This window comes from Pseudooceanicola atlanticus (assembly GCF_000768315.1).
GTDB classification, from domain to species: domain Bacteria; phylum Pseudomonadota; class Alphaproteobacteria; order Rhodobacterales; family Rhodobacteraceae; genus Pseudooceanicola; species Pseudooceanicola atlanticus.
Map to the genome: position 1 here is coordinate 435,597 of NZ_AQQX01000001.1, position 14,807 is coordinate 450,403.

At 64.7% G+C, this 14,807-nt stretch carries 16 protein-coding genes; 6 read left to right on the plus strand and 10 right to left on the minus strand.

Annotation, left to right across the window (positions count from 1 at the left end):
• Positions 1 to 4 precede the first annotated feature (4 nt).
• From ATO9_RS02120 to ATO9_RS02130, 3 genes are read left to right on the plus strand one after another with little or no spacing between them, the layout of a single operon-like run.
• On the plus strand, positions 5 to 895 hold the full coding sequence (locus ATO9_RS02120) for a CPBP family intramembrane glutamic endopeptidase (protein ID WP_162183050.1): 891 nt from the start codon (positions 5 to 7) through the stop codon (positions 893 to 895).
• Positions 896 to 955: 60 nt separating this feature from the next.
• Positions 956 to 1,948, plus strand: coding sequence for an acetyl-CoA carboxylase, carboxyltransferase subunit beta (gene accD / locus ATO9_RS02125; RefSeq protein ID WP_043745520.1), 993 nt, complete (start codon positions 956 to 958; stop codon positions 1,946 to 1,948).
• Positions 1,945 to 3,219, plus strand: coding sequence for a bifunctional folylpolyglutamate synthase/dihydrofolate synthase (locus tag ATO9_RS02130; protein ID WP_202902088.1), 1,275 nt, complete (start codon positions 1,945 to 1,947; stop codon positions 3,217 to 3,219). The genes accD and ATO9_RS02130 overlap by 4 nt, the downstream gene beginning before the upstream one ends.
• Before the next feature lie 248 nt (positions 3,220 to 3,467).
• On the opposite strand, the gene zapE is transcribed toward ATO9_RS02130, so the two are convergent.
• Positions 3,468 to 4,532 (minus strand): cell division protein ZapE, encoded by a 1,065-nt coding sequence (gene zapE, locus ATO9_RS02135; RefSeq protein WP_420329704.1) that lies wholly within the window; start codon positions 4,530 to 4,532, stop codon positions 3,468 to 3,470.
• A gap of 138 nt (positions 4,533 to 4,670) precedes the next feature.
• On the opposite strand from zapE, the gene ATO9_RS02140 reads away from it, so the two are divergent.
• On the plus strand, positions 4,671 to 5,909 hold the full coding sequence (locus tag ATO9_RS02140) for an MFS transporter (protein ID WP_043744389.1): 1,239 nt from the start codon (positions 4,671 to 4,673) through the stop codon (positions 5,907 to 5,909).
• Positions 5,910 to 5,979: 70 nt separating this feature from the next.
• On the opposite strand, the gene ATO9_RS02145 is transcribed toward ATO9_RS02140, so the two are convergent.
• From ATO9_RS02145 to mbfA, 7 genes are all read right to left on the minus strand, one after another.
• The gene (locus ATO9_RS02145; protein WP_043744392.1) at positions 5,980 to 6,897 is read right to left on the minus strand and encodes an alpha/beta fold hydrolase; all 918 of its coding nucleotides are present in this window, start codon (positions 6,895 to 6,897) and stop codon (positions 5,980 to 5,982) included.
• On the minus strand, positions 6,894 to 7,808 hold the full coding sequence (locus ATO9_RS02150) for an ornithine cyclodeaminase family protein (RefSeq protein WP_043744395.1): 915 nt from the start codon (positions 7,806 to 7,808) through the stop codon (positions 6,894 to 6,896). The genes ATO9_RS02145 and ATO9_RS02150 overlap by 4 nt, the downstream gene beginning before the upstream one ends.
• Positions 7,805 to 8,425 (minus strand): HAD family hydrolase, encoded by a 621-nt coding sequence (locus ATO9_RS02155; protein WP_043744398.1) that lies wholly within the window; start codon positions 8,423 to 8,425, stop codon positions 7,805 to 7,807. Before ATO9_RS02155 ends, ATO9_RS02150 begins: the two co-directional genes overlap by 4 nt.
• Before the next feature lie 17 nt (positions 8,426 to 8,442).
• Positions 8,443 to 8,901: a YaiI/YqxD family protein gene (locus tag ATO9_RS02160; protein ID WP_043744402.1), complete on the minus strand. Its 459-nt coding sequence runs from the start codon at positions 8,899 to 8,901 to the stop codon at positions 8,443 to 8,445.
• Positions 8,898 to 9,728 (minus strand): S-formylglutathione hydrolase, encoded by an 831-nt coding sequence (fghA, locus tag ATO9_RS02165; protein ID WP_043744405.1) that lies wholly within the window; start codon positions 9,726 to 9,728, stop codon positions 8,898 to 8,900. Before fghA ends, ATO9_RS02160 begins: the two co-directional genes overlap by 4 nt.
• A gap of 3 nt (positions 9,729 to 9,731) precedes the next feature.
• Positions 9,732 to 10,439, minus strand: coding sequence for a nitroreductase family protein (locus ATO9_RS02170; protein ID WP_043744408.1), 708 nt, complete (start codon positions 10,437 to 10,439; stop codon positions 9,732 to 9,734).
• 72 nt (positions 10,440 to 10,511) lie between these two features.
• Positions 10,512 to 11,486, minus strand: coding sequence for an iron exporter MbfA (gene mbfA, locus ATO9_RS02175; RefSeq protein WP_043744411.1), 975 nt, complete (start codon positions 11,484 to 11,486; stop codon positions 10,512 to 10,514).
• 118 nt (positions 11,487 to 11,604) lie between these two features.
• Between mbfA and ATO9_RS02180 the strand changes: the two genes are divergently transcribed.
• A complete protein-coding gene (locus tag ATO9_RS02180; protein WP_043744414.1) occupies positions 11,605 to 12,237 on the plus strand; it encodes a TetR/AcrR family transcriptional regulator in 633 nt (210 codons plus the stop codon).
• 43 nt (positions 12,238 to 12,280) lie between these two features.
• Here ATO9_RS02180 and ATO9_RS02185 read toward each other — a convergent pair whose 3' ends face one another.
• Together ATO9_RS02185 and ATO9_RS02190 are read right to left on the minus strand one after the other, a co-directional pair.
• Positions 12,281 to 12,991 carry an NYN domain-containing protein gene (locus ATO9_RS02185; protein WP_043744417.1) on the minus strand — a complete coding sequence of 237 codons (711 nt, stop codon included), beginning with the start codon at positions 12,989 to 12,991 and terminating at the stop codon, positions 12,281 to 12,283.
• 152 nt (positions 12,992 to 13,143) lie between these two features.
• Entirely contained in the window at positions 13,144 to 14,070 is a 927-nt protein-coding gene (locus ATO9_RS02190; RefSeq protein WP_043744420.1) for a LysR family transcriptional regulator, read from the minus strand.
• Positions 14,071 to 14,180: 110 nt separating this feature from the next.
• Here ATO9_RS02190 and ATO9_RS02195 point away from each other — a divergent pair, with 110 nt between their 5' ends.
• Complete coding sequence (locus ATO9_RS02195) at positions 14,181 to 14,804, plus strand: class I SAM-dependent methyltransferase (RefSeq protein WP_043745523.1); 624 nt, start codon at positions 14,181 to 14,183, stop codon at positions 14,802 to 14,804.
• Positions 14,805 to 14,807: the final 3 nt, after the last annotated feature.

Below are 14,807 nucleotides of genomic sequence, written 5' to 3' on the forward strand. Positions count from 1 at the left end.
GGCCGTGCTCAGCTATCCCCAACATGACCGGTTCGTCGATCCGGCGCGGCGGTCCTCGGGGTTGAACCATACACTTGTCGGCTTCGTTGCGATCGAGTTCTTCTACGCCATCTGTCGACACGCCACAGATTACGTGATCGTCCAGACCCTGCCGGACCTGTCCGAGGAAATCCTGTCGCGGGTCACCGCGCGGGCGATGATCATCGACCTCTTCGCCTTCCTGTTCCTCGGCCTGACCGTGATTTGGGTGGTCTGGCGCACCCATAATCGCGGCCCCGCCACGCTGTTCGGCCCGGCCTCGCTATTCTGGTCGGACCTGTTGCGCGCGTCACTGGGGGCAGGGGCGCTGTTCCTCGTTCTGGAATTCGTTCTGCCGTGGTGGCGTGCCGATCACGTGGACATGCAACCGCTTCAGGCCTGGGCCGCGACCCTGCCGCTTGCCCTGATGGCCCTGCTGATCCAGACCGGCGCGGAAGAGCTGTTCTACCGGGGCTACCTGCAGCAGCAATTCGCGGCGCGGTTCTCCAACCCGCTGGTCTGGATGACCTTGCCCAACCTGATCTTCGCTGCGGTCCACTGGTACAACGGCTCGGGCTTTGCGGATTCGGCAACCTACGTGCTTTGGGCCTTCTGCTTTGGCGTCGCGGCCTCGGACCTGGTGGCGCGGTCGGGGTCGATCGGAGCGGCCATCGGGTTTCACCTAGCCAACAACGCCTATGCTTTCCTGATGGTCGGCGAACGCGGGGCGCCCGACAGCGGGCTGGCCCTGTTTCTCTATCCCCCGCTGCCCGCCTTCGAGGGGCCGGAGCCGCCAATCCTGTCGATGGCGCTGGCCGTCGATCTGATGGTGATCGTGCTGGCCTGGCTGGCGGTTCGCGTGGCGATCAGGCGTTGATTGCATTTCGTGAACGGAGCGCATATCTGGGGGCCGCATGACACCGTTCCGGGAAGCGACATGAACTGGATCACCAATTACGTGCGGCCGAGGATCAACTCGATCTTCTCCCGCCGCGAAGTGCCAGAAAACCTTTGGTCCAAATGCACAGAGTGCGGGACCATGCTGTTCCACCGGGAACTGGCCGAGAACCTGAATGTCTGCACGTCCTGCGGACACCATATGGCGATCACGCCGCGGGATCGATTCAAGGCGCTGTTCGACGGCGGTGTCTTTGTCGAGGTGAAGGTGCCCGAACCGGTCGCCGATCCGCTGCATTTCCGCGACCAGAAGAAATACCCCGACCGTATGCGCGCCGCTCAGCGCAACACCGGCGAGCACGAGGCGATGCTTGTGGCCGAGGGCGAAATCGGCGCGACCCCGATCGTTGCCGCGGCGCAGGATTTCTCGTTCATGGGGGGCTCCATGGGCATGTATGTCGGCAACGCGATCATCGCGGCCGCCGAACGTGCCGTGACTCTGAAGCGCCCGCTGATCCTGTTCTCCGCCGCCGGTGGCGCCCGGATGCAGGAAGGCATCCTGTCGCTGATGCAGATGCCGCGCACCACCGTGGCCGTGCAGATGCTGAAAGAGGCGGGCCTGCCCTATATCGTCGTGCTGACCCACCCGACGACCGGCGGCGTCACCGCATCCTACGCGATGCTGGGCGATGTGCAGATCGCTGAACCCAATGCGCTGATCTGCTTCGCCGGGCCGCGCGTCATCGAACAGACGATCCGGGAGAAGCTGCCCGAAGGCTTCCAGCGGGCTGAATACCTGCTGGATCACGGCATGCTGGATCGCGTCACCCGCCGCACCGACATGCGGGACGAACTGATCACGATCACCCGGATGCTTCTGGGCCTGCCACCCGCGGTCAAGGGATCGCTGCCGCGTCCTGAGCCTGCGACGGACGACATCCCGGCCCCGGTGCAGGAACCGGCATTGGAAAATCCGGCCCCCAGCCAGCAGAAATCCAAGACGACCAAGCCGAAGGCGGAGTCCAAGGAGTGACGAGCAAAAGCTCGGACATCATCCTAGAACGGATGATGGCGCTGCATCCCAAGGTGATCGACCTGGTCCTGGATCGGGTCTGGCGCCTTCTCGCCGCGCTGGATAACCCACAGGACAAGTTGCCGCCGGTCGTGCATGTCGCCGGAACGAACGGCAAGGGATCGACCCTCGCGATGATCCGCGCGGGGCTTGAAGGGGCGGGGCATGTCACCCACGCCTATACCTCGCCGCACCTGACCCGGTTCCACGAACGCATCCGCCTGGCCGGAGACCTGATCTCTGAACCCGAGCTGATCGCGGTGCTCGACGAATGCCTCGAGGCGAACGGCAGCGACCCGATCACCTATTTCGAGATCACGACCTGCGCCGCCCTTCTGGCCTTCTCCCGTGTGTCTGCGGATTACGTCCTGCTCGAGGTCGGGCTGGGCGGGCGGTTGGACGCGACAAACGTCATCGACAAGCCCGCATTGACGGTGATCACGCCGGTGTCCATCGACCACCAGCAATTCCTGGGCGAGGCGCTGGCCCAGATCGCGGGCGAAAAGGCCGGGATCATCAAGCGTGGCGTTCCTTGCGTGGTCGGCCCCCAGCAAGAGGCCGCGATGGACGTGATCGAAGAACATGCCGCGCGCCTTGGGGCCCCGCTGATCGCCCATGGCCAGCACTGGCATGCCTGGGAAGAACGGGGCCGTCTGATCTACCAGGACGAAGGCGGTCTTCTGGACCTGCCGATGCCCGCGCTGCCCGGTGCGCACCAGATTGAAAACGCGGGCGCCGCCCTCGCCGCGCTGCGTTACCTGGGGCAGGGAGAAGCCGCCGCCGAGGCCGCGATGACCCGTGTCACCTGGCCCGCGCGCATGCAACGCCTGCGCAAGGGCCCCTTGGTCGATGCCGCACCGCAGGCCGAGCTCTGGCTGGACGGGGGGCACAACCAATCTGCGGGAGAAGCTCTGGGGCGCCACCTGGCGACCCTGCCACCGCGTCCGACGCATCTGATCTGCGGCATGCTCAACACCAAGGATTCCAGCGGTTACCTCGCGCCCATGGCCGCGCATGCCACGACGATCCACGCTGTCGCCATCCCCGGAGAGCCGAACAGCCTGCCCGCGTCCGACCTCGCGGCTTCTGCCACATCGGTCGGCATTCAGGCGAAGGTCGCCGAGGACGTAGAGACCGCGTTGGCCGAGATCGTCACCAACGATCCCTCGGCGCGGGTGCTGATCTGCGGGTCGCTCTACCTCGCCGGGCAAATCCTGGCCGAGAACGGCTGATCCCTGCACCGATTCGCGAATCGGCAAAAAAATCTTCCCGATTCGGTAAAAAACGAATCACGGACGGTTGACCGATTCGCAGTGATTCGCGTAGGGTCATCTTAGTTGTTGTACAGGCAAATCACCCAAGCCGAGCATCGCACCCCCAAGTCCACGGACGCCGCGATCCTCAGTCTATGTGGTGTACAGATAACTCTCGGGCACAAGATGAGGGGACCGGTTTAACGGTCCCCCATTTTGTTTTCGGCCTAGCCTTTTTCCGGCGCACCCGCCCAGTCGGCGCTCTGCATCTCGCGCAGGCGACTGGCAGTGCGTTCGAATTCGAAGACACCCTCGCCCTCGACATAGAGTGATTCGGGCTCGTCCGCCGCCGAGCAGATCAGCCGGACTTTCGCCTCGTAGAGTGCGTCGATCAGCGTGACGAAGCGCTTGGCCTCGTTGAAATTCGACCGGCCCAGGCAGGGGATGTTCTCAAGGATCAGCACCTTCACCGCATCGGCCACTGCCAGGTAATCGCCCGGTCCCAGCATCTGCCCGCACAGGTCGTGAAATCCGGCCCGGACCACGCCGTTGCGATAAGCTGGCAGGGTGACCTTGCGGCCCTTCACCGTCAGCTCCAGCGGTTCCGCGGCGCCACCGGTCAGATCCTGCCAGATGCCTTCGATCGCCTCGCGGGCCTCGGCATTGGCGGGGGTGAAATAGACCTGCCCGCCGGACAGCCGGTTCTGCCGGTAATCCTTGGGGCTGGACAGTTCATGCACCACCAGCCGCTCCTTGATGAGGGCGATGAAGGGTAGGAACAGCTGACGGTTCAGCCCGTGCTTGTAAAGGTCGTCGGGCACCCGGTTCGATGTCGTGACGATGACCACGCCCTTGGACATCAGGGATTCGAACAGACGCCCCACGATCATCGCGTCGGCGATATCGGTGATCTGCATCTCGTCGAAGGCCAGGACGCGAAGCCCCTCGGCCACCTTGTCCACGACGGGCGCCAAACTGTCCTCGACCCCGGTCTTGCGCGCCTCGTGCAGACCGTTCTGGATTTCCTGCATGAAGGCGTGGAAGTGCACCCGCCGCACCGGCACGTCGAGGCTTTCGACGAAAAGGTCCATCAGCATGGATTTCCCGCGGCCCACCCCGCCCCAGAGGTACAGTCCCTTGGGTGGTTCCGGCGACTTGCGGAAGAAGCCGCGCTTTTCCTGGAGGGCGTTCAGACCGTCGAGGATCCGGTCGAATTCCGGCATCACGGCCTCCTGGGCCGGATCGGCATGGAGGTCACCGCTTTTCAGCCGGGCCTCGTAAAGATCGCGCATTTTATGGCTCATACAGCCTGTTACCGCGCCGCCGGACCGGGGGAAAGAGCAGCAATGCAAATGCGGATCATCACAGATGGTCAATTGACCACTCCGGAAACACCTTTAAGCGTTAACGCGACTTTTCGAGGTGCGTCCATGTCCGTCCAACCCCGCCTGTTCACGCCGATCCTGATCGTCGGCTGCCTGATCATCATCGTCAATTTCGCGATCCGTGGGTCGTTCGGCGTGTTCCAGATCCCGGTGGCCGAGGAGTTCGGCTGGCTGCGCAGCGAATTCAGCCTGGCCATCGCGATCCAGAACCTGGCCTGGGGCATCGGACAGCCGATCTTTGGCGCCTTCGCGGAACGCATGGGCGACCGCCGGGCCATCATCCTGGGCGCCATCGTTTATGCGGCGGGGCTGGTCCTGTCCTCCTTCGCCGTCACGCCCGAGGCGCATCAATGGTACGAAGTGCTGGTGGGCTTCGGCATCGCCGGGACGGGGTTTGGCGTGATCCTCGCCGTGGTCGGGCGGGCCGCATCGGACGAAAACCGGTCGATGTCGCTGGCCATCGTGACCGCCGCCGGGTCTGCCGGGCAGGTCATCGGCGCGCCGCTGGCGGAATGGCTGCTGGGCATGATGCCGTGGCAGAACGTCTTCCTGGTCTTTGCCGCCGCGATCCTGGCCGTCCTGCTGTTCCTGCCCTTCATGCGGTCCAGCGCGCCGGCGGCCAGCAAGGCAGAGCTTGAGGAAACGCTGGGCCAGATCCTGTTCCGCGCGGCCAAGGACCCGTCCTTTTTCCTGATCTTCGTCGGCTTCTTTTCCTGTGGATACCAGCTGGGCTTCATCACCGCGCATTTCCCGGCCTTCGTGACCGAGCTGTGTGGCCCGATCATGCCCGGTGGCGTGCTGCACGGGCTGGGGATCACCACGACCTCGGCCCTGGGTGCCGTGGCCATCGCGGTGATCGGCCTGGCCAACATCGCAGGCACGCTCTACGCGGGCTGGCTGGGCAAGCGCTATACCAAGAAATACCTGCTGGCGGGCATCTACACGTTGCGTACGCTGGTGTCGGCCGTGTTCATCCTGATCCCGATCACGCCGGCCAGCGTGCTGCTGTTCTCGGCATCCATGGGCGCACTTTGGCTGGCCACTGTGCCGCTGACCAGCGGGCTGATCGCGCATATCTACGGTCTGCGCTACATGGGGACGCTCTACGGGATCGTGTTCTTCAGCCACCAGTTCGGCAGCTTCATGGGCGTCTGGCTGGGCGGGCGGCTGTATGACCTCTACGGCACCTACACGACGGTCTGGTGGGTCGGTGTCGCAGTCGGTGCGTTCAGCGCGATCGTCCACCTGCCGGTGCGCGAGAACCGGACGCCCCTGGCGGCCTGACCCCTCGCGCCCGATTGCTTGGGCCCATTTGGTCGGACCCGTTTGTTTGGGCCCGTTTGTTTGGACCCGTCTACTCGCGCCCGTCGCGGAAGGCCTGCACCACCTCGCGCGGATGGGTCAGGGGCAGCCAGTGGCCTGCCCCTTCGACTTGGGTCTGCACGGCGATGCGGTTCCACTTGGTCAGATTGCCCATGCCCGACAGCGGGATTGCCTCGTCCTTCGCGGCCCAGATCGCCAGGACCGGTACATCGGCGCGGCTGAGTTTGCGATGCTCGGCCTCCCGCGCGTCGCGCAGGCAATAGCGTAGCGAGGACAGCACGGCGGGGATGAAACCGCGCCATTTCAGCTGTGCCGCCTGATCCGCGGCAGCACGGTCCAGGTCGGGATAGCTGTTGGCCAGCGACCGCGCGGCGGCCCGGTGCCACTTGGGAAAAAGAGCCCGCGCGATCCAGTCGCCGATCACGGGCAGGTCGCGCATCATGCGCCAATTCCCGGTCGGGAAGCCGCCAAAGCCCGCAGGGGCCACCAGGATCAACTGGCGCAGCATGTCGGGATGCCTCGCGGCAAAGGCGGACGTGATCACGCCGCCCATGGAATACCCGAACATCGTGACATCGTCGGCGATCTGCTGGTCGGCCAGCAGGTCTTCCAATTGCTGCACGAAGAACTGGTCGTCCTGGGTGCCCTCGGGCCGGTCGGAATAGCCGCGTCCGTAGAGGTCATAGACCAGAACGCGATACCCCATCGAGGCGAGCTCCTCCGCGATCTGGGTCCAGACGAAACCGGGGGTGGTCAGCCCGTGCACGCAAACCGCAACCGGGCCGCGCGCGCCGCCGAACCAGCGGTAATGGGTGACGCCCTGGCTGAGTTCCGCGAAATGCCCGGGCGCGTTGACCCGCGCATCGTCGTCCATCACGGGTCTGCGTGCCTCGGCCAGGAAGGGCAGGGCAAAGACGATGGCGACAAGGGCAATCAGCAGCCAGATCATGCGCGCTCGGTCCAGGCGGTCAGGATGTGGCGGGCGGTCATCAGGTCCAGATGTGCCCCGCCGCCATTCTTGAACAGGGTCAGATCCTCGGGGGCGCGTTGGAACGCGTCCAGCTGGTAATAATCGGCAAGGATATCGTCCTTGGTGATCGCGCCGCTTTCCAGCGGCAGGTCGATCTCTCCGATATGGCCGATCGTGGTGTCGCGGCTGTCGACGAACAGGCGGGCGCGGGACAGGGCCGCGTCATCCGCTTCGCGCATGCCCGGTTTGAAGGCGCCGATCAGGTCCACATGCTGGCCAGGACGCAGCCATTCGCCATTCAGCACCGGCACCCCGCCCGAGGTCCCGCAGGTGACGATATCGGCTTGCGAAACGGCGGCGGGCAGGTCCGTGACCGCGCGGGTCGCGTCGTAATCAGCCGCCAGTGCCTCGGCCTTTTCGGTGGTGCGGTTCCAGACCAGGAATTCGGCGTCGGGGAAGGCCGCGGCATAGGCCTCGCGCAGGGATGCGGCCACCGTGCCGGCCCCCACGATCAGGATGCATTTCACCTCTGGCGGGGCGAGGCGACGGGCGGCCAGCAGGCTGTCGGCGGCGGTCTTCCACTTGGTCACCAGATGAAAGTCGATCATCGCCTCCAACTGGCCATCCGAGTCCGACAAAAGGGACATGGCGCCATTGACCGTGCCCAGCCCCTTGGCGGGGTTGCCGGGAAAGATCGTCGCGGCCTTGATCGCGACGCCCAGCCCGTCGATCCAGGCGGACCGCGTCAGCAGCGTGTCATCGCCGCGATAGAGGAAACTGTCGGCGACCTCGGCCTTGGGCAGGTCGTGTCCCGCGGCCAGCGCGTCGGTCAGGGCGATCCAGTCGAGGACGGCTTCGCCCTCTTCGAACGAGATGACGGGTGCGCTCATTTCGCCTGCTCCGCGGTCAGCAGGCCCTCGGCCACCAATCGGTCGGCCCAGCCACGTGGCCCGTCGAACAGGTGCCCCTTCCAGCCGCGCGCCTCTGCGGCGGCGATGTTGTCGGCGCGGTCATCGGCAAACAGCAGGCGGTCGGGCGCGATCCCGCAATCTTCCTCGACCATGGCGTAGATCACCGGGTCGGGCTTGATGACGCCCATATGGCCCGAGATATAGCGGCGGTCGAATTCGGTCAGGAAATCGTATTTGGTCTCGGCATAGGCAAAGCTGCCGATCCCGAAATTGGACAGCGCAAAGACCGGCACGCCCTCGGCGCGCAGGGCACGCAGCAGGTGGACCGAATGGTCTATCGCGGGCTTCGCCATTTCGATCCAGCGGTCATGCCATAGCCGCACCTCGTCACGGAAATCGGGGTTGGCCTCGGCCTCGGCATAGATCGTTTCCTTGAAGTCGTGGCCGCGATCGACCCGGTCGTTCATCCCGTGCAGGTCGACGGTTTCGAACAGGGCGCGTCGCCGTTCCTCGCCGATCTCGGCGTCGTAGAACCGTTCGGGCTGCCACTCGATCAGCACGTTGCCGATGTCGAAAATCACCGCTTCGATTGCCATGTCATTCCTTTGTCAGCTTAGCTGCCGGCCCTTTGCGCGGCCCGGATTTCGCGCTCCAATGCGTCCAGAAAACGGGAGCGGTCAGCCTTTGTAAACCCTTTGCCGGATCCGGCGGCGAAGGGGTCCGAGGCGCGGATATCGGCCATCAGATCCCGGGTGGCCAATTGGGCACCGATATTGGCCTTGGTAAAGGCCTCGCCGTTGTGACGCAGCACCTGGGCACCCGCCTCGATGCATTTTGCGGCAAGGGGGATGTCGCCGGTGATCACGACGTCACCGACGCCCGCCCGGTCGGCGATCCACATGTCGGCCACGTCCGGCCCTTCCGGCACGATGACCATTTCGACCAGCGGGTTCTGCGATGGCCGCAGCCCGCCATTGCAGACCATGAGAACGGGAAGCCGATGCCGGGTCGCGACCCTTTCGACCTCGGCTTTCACCGGGCAGGCATCGGCATCCACGTAGACCTTCGTCACGAATACAGCGCCTCTGCATGGAAGGCGACGTGATCCTCCATGAAGGTCGAGACGAAGAAATAGCTGTGATCGTAGCCCGGCTGCATCCGGAACTGGATCTGCTGGCGCCGGGCGGCAGCGGCCTGTGCCAGGGTTTCCGGGCGCAGCAGGTCCAGGAAATTGTCGGCCGTGCCGGTATCGACCAGAACCGGCCCGTCAAAGCCCTTTTCGGCCATCAGCAGGCTGGCGTCATGCGCCGCCCACTTGCTTTCGTCGGACCCGAGATAGGCCGCGAATTGCTTCTTGCCCCAATCGCCGCCCGTCGGGTTGCAAATCGGCGAGAAGGCCGAGACCGAGCGGTATTTCTCGGGCAGAGTCATCGCGATGGTCAGCGCGCCGTGGCCGCCCATCGAATGGCCGGTGATGCCCTGGCGGTCCTCGTCGATGGCGAAATTGCGGGTCACGAGCGTGGGCAATTCGTCGGTCACGTAATCCCACATCCGGAAATGCGGCGCCCAGGGCGCTTCGGTGGCGTTCACGTAGAACCCGGCGCCCTTGCCAAGGTCAAACGCGTCATCATCGGCCACGTCGTCGCCGCGCGGAGAGGTGTCGGGAAAGACCAGCGCGATGCCCTGTTCGGCGGCCCATTGCTGCGCGCCGGCCTTGGTCATGGCGTTCTCGTGGGTGCAGGTCAGACCCGACAGGTACCACAGCACGGGCACCGGTCCGTCCCGCGCCTCTTCGGGCAGAAAAAGGCCAAAGGTCATGTCGCAGCCGCAGGCCTCGCTGGCATGCTTGTAGACACCTTGAACGCCGCCATAGCAGCGATTTTCCGAGAGGGTTTCCATGAATTACGTTCCTTCGGGGTCAGGATTGACCGAGAGGATCTCGGCCAGGGGTTTCTTCATCTTGGCAACGGCCGGAACGGTCGCGTCCTCGGCCGCATGACCGACGGCAAGGATCATGATCGGTTTCTCATGATCCGGTCTGCCGCATAATTCGGTCAGGAATTTCATCGGGTTGGGCGTATGCGTCAGGGCATAGAGGCCGGCATGATGCAGTGCCGCAATCAGGAAGCCGGTGGCGATGCCGGTGCTTTCGGGCACGTAGTAGTTCTTGTAGCGCTCGCCCTCTTCGGTCAGCCCGTAGCGCTGCGCGAAGATCACGATCAGCCACGGCGCGACCTCGAGATGCGGTTTTGAGACACCGGTGCCGATCGGCTCGAGCGCCTGAAGCCATTCATCGCCCGCGCCGCCGGCATAGAACTTCTCTTCCTCGTCCTCGGCCGCCTTGCGGATCTGCGCCTTCAGCGCCGGGTCCGAGATCGCGACGAAATGCCAGGGCTGATGGTTGGCGCCCGAGGGGGCAAGCCCGGCGGTGGCCACGATTTCCTCGATCACCGCCTGGTCCACGGGCTGGTCGGTGAAGTCGCGCACCGTGTGGCGGGTCTTCATCCGGTCATGAAAGGCGCGGGCCCCCGCCAGGCTTTCCGCGGCGCTGACCTCCTGCCGGTCGGGCAGGGGAACGGGTTGGTAGGCGACTTTGCCCTTGGAATACATCGCGGACTCCCTTTGCACCGCCGGACCGTGCGGACCGGCCTGACGCGGTTGTCCCCGACCCTGTGCGCCGGGTCAACCCGACCCGATCAGCACCCCGGCGGCAAAGACCAGCGCCCCGCCCAGCACCACCTGGAAAGCCGCGCGCAGCATTGGCGTCTCCATATAGCGGTTCTGGATCCAGGCAATGGCCCAAAGCTCTATGAAAACAACGATGAAGGCGGTGATCGTGGCGGTCCAGAAATCGGGGATCAGGTAGGGCAGCGCATGGCCCAGCCCGCCGACGGTGGTCATGATGCCCGAGGCGAAGCCGCGTTTCATCGGCGACCCGCGCCCCGACAATTCCCCATCATCCGAGGCCGCTTCGGTAAAGCCCATGGAGATACCGGCCCCGACCGAGGCCGCCAGCCCCACCAGGAAGGTCGTCCAGGTGTCCTGCGTGGCAAAAGCGGTGGCAAAGATCGGCGCCAGCGTCGAAACCGATCCGTCCATCAGCCCGGCCAGGCCCGGCTGCACCCAGGTCAGCACGAATTGCCGGTGGGCCTTGGCGTCCTCTTCATCGCGGGTGTCGTCGTCCAGGTGGTCGGCTTCCATCCGCTCCGCACTTTGCTGGTGGCCGGCTTCGGCAGCGGCGAGGTCGCCCAGCAACTTGCGGGTCGCGGCGTCCTGGGTGCGGGCGGCGGCGGCCAGGTAGAACCGTTCGGCCTGCGCCTCCATCCCGGCGGCTTCGCTGCGGATACGGTCGATGCCGAGGTTCTCCACCAGCCAGATCGGTCGGCGCGCATAGAAGCCCGCCACGTGTTCGCGGCGTATCAACGGAATGACCTTGCCGAACCGCGCTGTGTGCAGGTCGATCAGCGACTGGCGGTGGCTGTCTTCCTCCTCGGCCATGCCGTCAAACACCTTTGCCGTATCGGGAAATTCGGCGCGCAGCCGTTCCGCGTAGCCCCGGTAGATCCGCGCGTCATCCTCTTCCGAGGAGATGGCGAGCGCGAGGATTTCCTGTTCGCTTAGATCGTCGAAGCGGCGGCGCTGGTTCAGAAAACGCATTCTGCATGTCCTTTTTTAGAATTATTCTAATCAACAATTCGGGAACTTCAATGGGCCGGTCTTGCTTGCTCCAACTGAACTGACCAGTTTATATTGCCGAGGCAGAGGAGAAGCTCATATGAATGTCACCCGTCCCGTGATGCGGACAGGGCGCAAGTTTGCGCAGGTTCTTGAGGGCGCGCGCGACGTGTTCCTGGCGGAAGGGTTCGAGGGCGCGAATGTCGATGACATCGCGCGGGCAGCCGGGGTCTCCAAGGCGACGCTCTACAGCTATTTCCCCGACAAACGGCTGCTTTTCATGGAGGTCGCGCGGGCGGAATGCCTGAACCAGGCCGAAGCGGCAATGAAACTGGTGCGGCCCGACCTGCCACCGCGCGACCAATTGCTGGGTGGGGCCCGGCAGATCGTGGAATTCTTCAATTCTCCCATGAGCTTGTCGATCTTCCGGATGTGCGTGGCCGAATCCGAACGCTTCCCGGAAATGGCCCGCGAATTCTATCGCAACGGGCCGCTCATGGCGCGGAACCTGCTGGCGGATTACCTGAAATGCGCGACGGAACAGGGGGTTCTGAAGGTCGACAACCCCGAGCTGGCCGCCGAGCAATTTGCCGAACTCTGCAAGGCGGGCATCTTTATGCGCCGCGTCTTTGGCGTCGCGGAAGAGCAATCTCCGGAATGGTGCGAAGAGGTCGCCCAATCCGCGGTCGAGATGTTCATGGCCCGCTACGGGGTCCAGCAGGACGCGGTGTAATGCCCGCCAAGTCCCCGTGAAGCCAAGATAATATCGGTGCGGCCTAGTCCAGCCGCCGCACCATCAGCTGGTTGCCGGGGCCGCGCTTGGATTCGAACAGCTTCAGGTCGTCGATCAGGTCGCTCAGCTTGCGTTTGCCGTAGGAACGGGTGTCGAAATCGGGATGTTCGGCGGTCAGGTACTGGCCCAGCTGCCCCATCGTGACCCATTCGTCATCGGTGTCGATCTTCTCCATCGCGCGGATGATGAGCGGCTGCGCCTCGAGCGGTTTCATCTTGCCCGACGGCTTTTCGGTGCCCTTGGACGGGGCCGGTTCATCCATGATATTTTCGATCATTATGAAGCGGTTACAGACGTTCCGCAGGCTTTCGGGGGCCTTGGATTCGCCGATCCCGATCACGTCCAGCCCCTGTTCGCGGACCCGGTTGGCGAGCGCCGTGAAATCGCTGTCGGACGACACCAGGACAAAGCCGTCGAACCGCCCCGTATGCAGGATGTCCATCGCGTCGATGACCAGCCCGATATCTGAGGCGTTCTTGCCCTTGGTATTGGCTGTTTCCTGGTGCGCGACCAGGCCAAGCGCGCGGACCTGTTCGGTCCAGGGGCGCAGGCGGTCCGACCCCCAGTCACCATAGACCCGGCGCAGGGCCGGTTCGCCGAAAGTAGTGATCTCTTTCAGGATCGCCGTGGCGAAGCGGGCGGGGATGTTGTCGGCGTCGATGAGGACGGCGTAGAGGGGGCGTTGATCGGCCATTTGGGTCCTTTCGTTGCCCCTGACATAGGGCGGAAGGCAGGGCGGGAAAACCCGGATTCGGGGCATCGGTACTGCGTCGGTATCACGTCGGTATTGCGTCGGTGCGCCGGAACGTCGGGGCAGGCGGGCGTTAACCTGTCGTCGGATCGCGGTCAGCCCAGGCCCGACAACCGCCCCTCCGTCCGTTTCAGGTGGGCGGTGATCGCCTCGGCCAGGTGATCGAAGACGACGCGGATCCGGCGCGCCGAATGCAATTCGCGATGCGTGACGAGCCAGACCGGGTAGTCGAAGGCCTCGTCCCCCGGCAGGACCAGTTCGACATCGGGCGTATCGAGGGCGATATCCGCGCTCATCAGCCCCAGCCCCATCCCGGCGCGCACCATTTCCCACAGGACCAGCCCGCTATCCGAGCGGTATTTCAGCCGCTCCAGCGTGATCGAGATGCCGAGGCCTGCCAGCGTGTGCACCATCCGGTTGGCATCGGCGAAGCCGACAAAGTCGTGCCCGGCCAACTCGGCCCTGCTGCGCGGGCGTCCACGGCGGTCCAGGTAGTCGGGGGAGGCATAGAAATGCCCGTGCCCTTCGCCCAGCAGCCGGGCGGTCAGCTGCGGTTCGGTCGGGCGGACGTGACGGATGGCGATGTCGGCCTCGCGCCGGGACAGGTCGCGCAGGTCGTTGGCCGAAATCACCTCGATCTCGATATCCGGGGCGGCGCGGGCGAGGTCGGCCAGGATCGATGGCAGCAAGTGGGTGGAGAACACGTCGCTCGCGGTGATCGAGACCTTGCCGCGCAGCGCCTGGCTCTGCCCCGAAGCGGTGAGGGGGATGCGCGCGGCGGCCTCGGCCATTTCGCGCACATGGGTCAGAAGCTCGCGCCCCGCATCGGTCAGGATCAGGCCACGCCCGGCCCGGTCGAACAGCGCGACGCCAAGGCTGTCCTCCAGCGCCGAAACCTGGCGCCCGATCGTGGGCTGGGTCTGGCCCAGTTCGCGCGCCGCCGCCGACAAGGACCCGTGTTCCGCCGTCGCCAGAAAGGCGCGGGCCTGGTTCCAATCGAATGTGCCTGCGGGCCAGTTCATGCAAATTTGTATGCCATTCCTGCGGATTCGGGCAATTCCCCTTTGATCCACGCATGGGTATTTCCAGTTAACCCCAAGACATCCGTTCAGAAATTTCAGAGGATATGTTCATGACCAAGGCAGAATTCTGGGATGGCGTCGCCGAAAGCTATGCCGCCCGACCGATCCAGAACCTCGATCTGCACGACCGCACGGTCGAACGTTCGGCCAGCTACCTGACGCCGGAGGCGCAGGTGCTCGAGATCGGCTGCGGCACCGGCACCATCGCCCTGCGGCTTGCCCCCCATGCGGGCCACGTCCTGGCCACCGATATCAGCGCCCGCCTGCTTGAGATCGCCGAGGGTCGCCGCGCCGAAAAGGGCGTGAGCAATGTCAGCTTTGCCCGTCACGAGGCCGCCGACCTGCCCGAGGGGCCGTTTGATGCGGTGATGTCCTTCAACGTGCTGCACCTGATCGAGGATATGGACGGCGCGCTGGCCGCGATGGCCGCGCGGGTCAAACCGGGCGGGCATGTGGTGATCAAGACGGGCTGCCTGGGCGAGACCTGGAAGGGCCAGCTGCTGCGCCCGGTGATCGGGGGTATGCGGCTGGTGGGCAAGGCACCCTTCGTCGCCTTCCGCTCGGTCGCGCAGACGGAGGCGGCGGTGGAACGCGCCGGTCTGACCATCGTGGAGAAGGAGAACATGGGCCGCAGCCTGATCTCGCGGTTCCTGGTGGCGCGCAAGCCGGGCTGACGT

Bases quoted from the DNA above. Each gene is read 5' to 3' on its own strand.
- accD (WP_043745520.1), top strand. From the start codon at position 956: ATGAACTGGATCACCAATTACGTGCGGCCGAGGATCAACTCGATCTTC.
- zapE (WP_420329704.1), bottom strand. From the start codon at position 4,532: ATGCGCGATCTTTACGAGGCCCGGCTGAAAAGCGGTGACCTCCATGCC.
- ATO9_RS02140 (WP_043744389.1), top strand. From the start codon at position 4,671: ATGTCCGTCCAACCCCGCCTGTTCACGCCGATCCTGATCGTCGGCTGC.
- ATO9_RS02145 (WP_043744392.1), bottom strand. From the start codon at position 6,897: ATGATCTGGCTGCTGATTGCCCTTGTCGCCATCGTCTTTGCCCTGCCC.
- ATO9_RS02150 (WP_043744395.1), bottom strand. From the start codon at position 7,808: ATGAGCGCACCCGTCATCTCGTTCGAAGAGGGCGAAGCCGTCCTCGAC.
- ATO9_RS02155 (WP_043744398.1), bottom strand. From the start codon at position 8,425: ATGGCAATCGAAGCGGTGATTTTCGACATCGGCAACGTGCTGATCGAG.
- fghA (WP_043744405.1), bottom strand. From the start codon at position 9,728: ATGGAAACCCTCTCGGAAAATCGCTGCTATGGCGGCGTTCAAGGTGTC.
- ATO9_RS02170 (WP_043744408.1), bottom strand. From the start codon at position 10,439: ATGTATTCCAAGGGCAAAGTCGCCTACCAACCCGTTCCCCTGCCCGAC.
- mbfA (WP_043744411.1), bottom strand. From the start codon at position 11,486: ATGCGTTTTCTGAACCAGCGCCGCCGCTTCGACGATCTAAGCGAACAG.
- ATO9_RS02180 (WP_043744414.1), top strand. From the start codon at position 11,605: ATGAATGTCACCCGTCCCGTGATGCGGACAGGGCGCAAGTTTGCGCAG.
- ATO9_RS02185 (WP_043744417.1), bottom strand. From the start codon at position 12,991: ATGGCCGATCAACGCCCCCTCTACGCCGTCCTCATCGACGCCGACAAC.
- ATO9_RS02190 (WP_043744420.1), bottom strand. From the start codon at position 14,070: ATGAACTGGCCCGCAGGCACATTCGATTGGAACCAGGCCCGCGCCTTT.
- ATO9_RS02195 (WP_043745523.1), top strand. From the start codon at position 14,181: ATGACCAAGGCAGAATTCTGGGATGGCGTCGCCGAAAGCTATGCCGCC.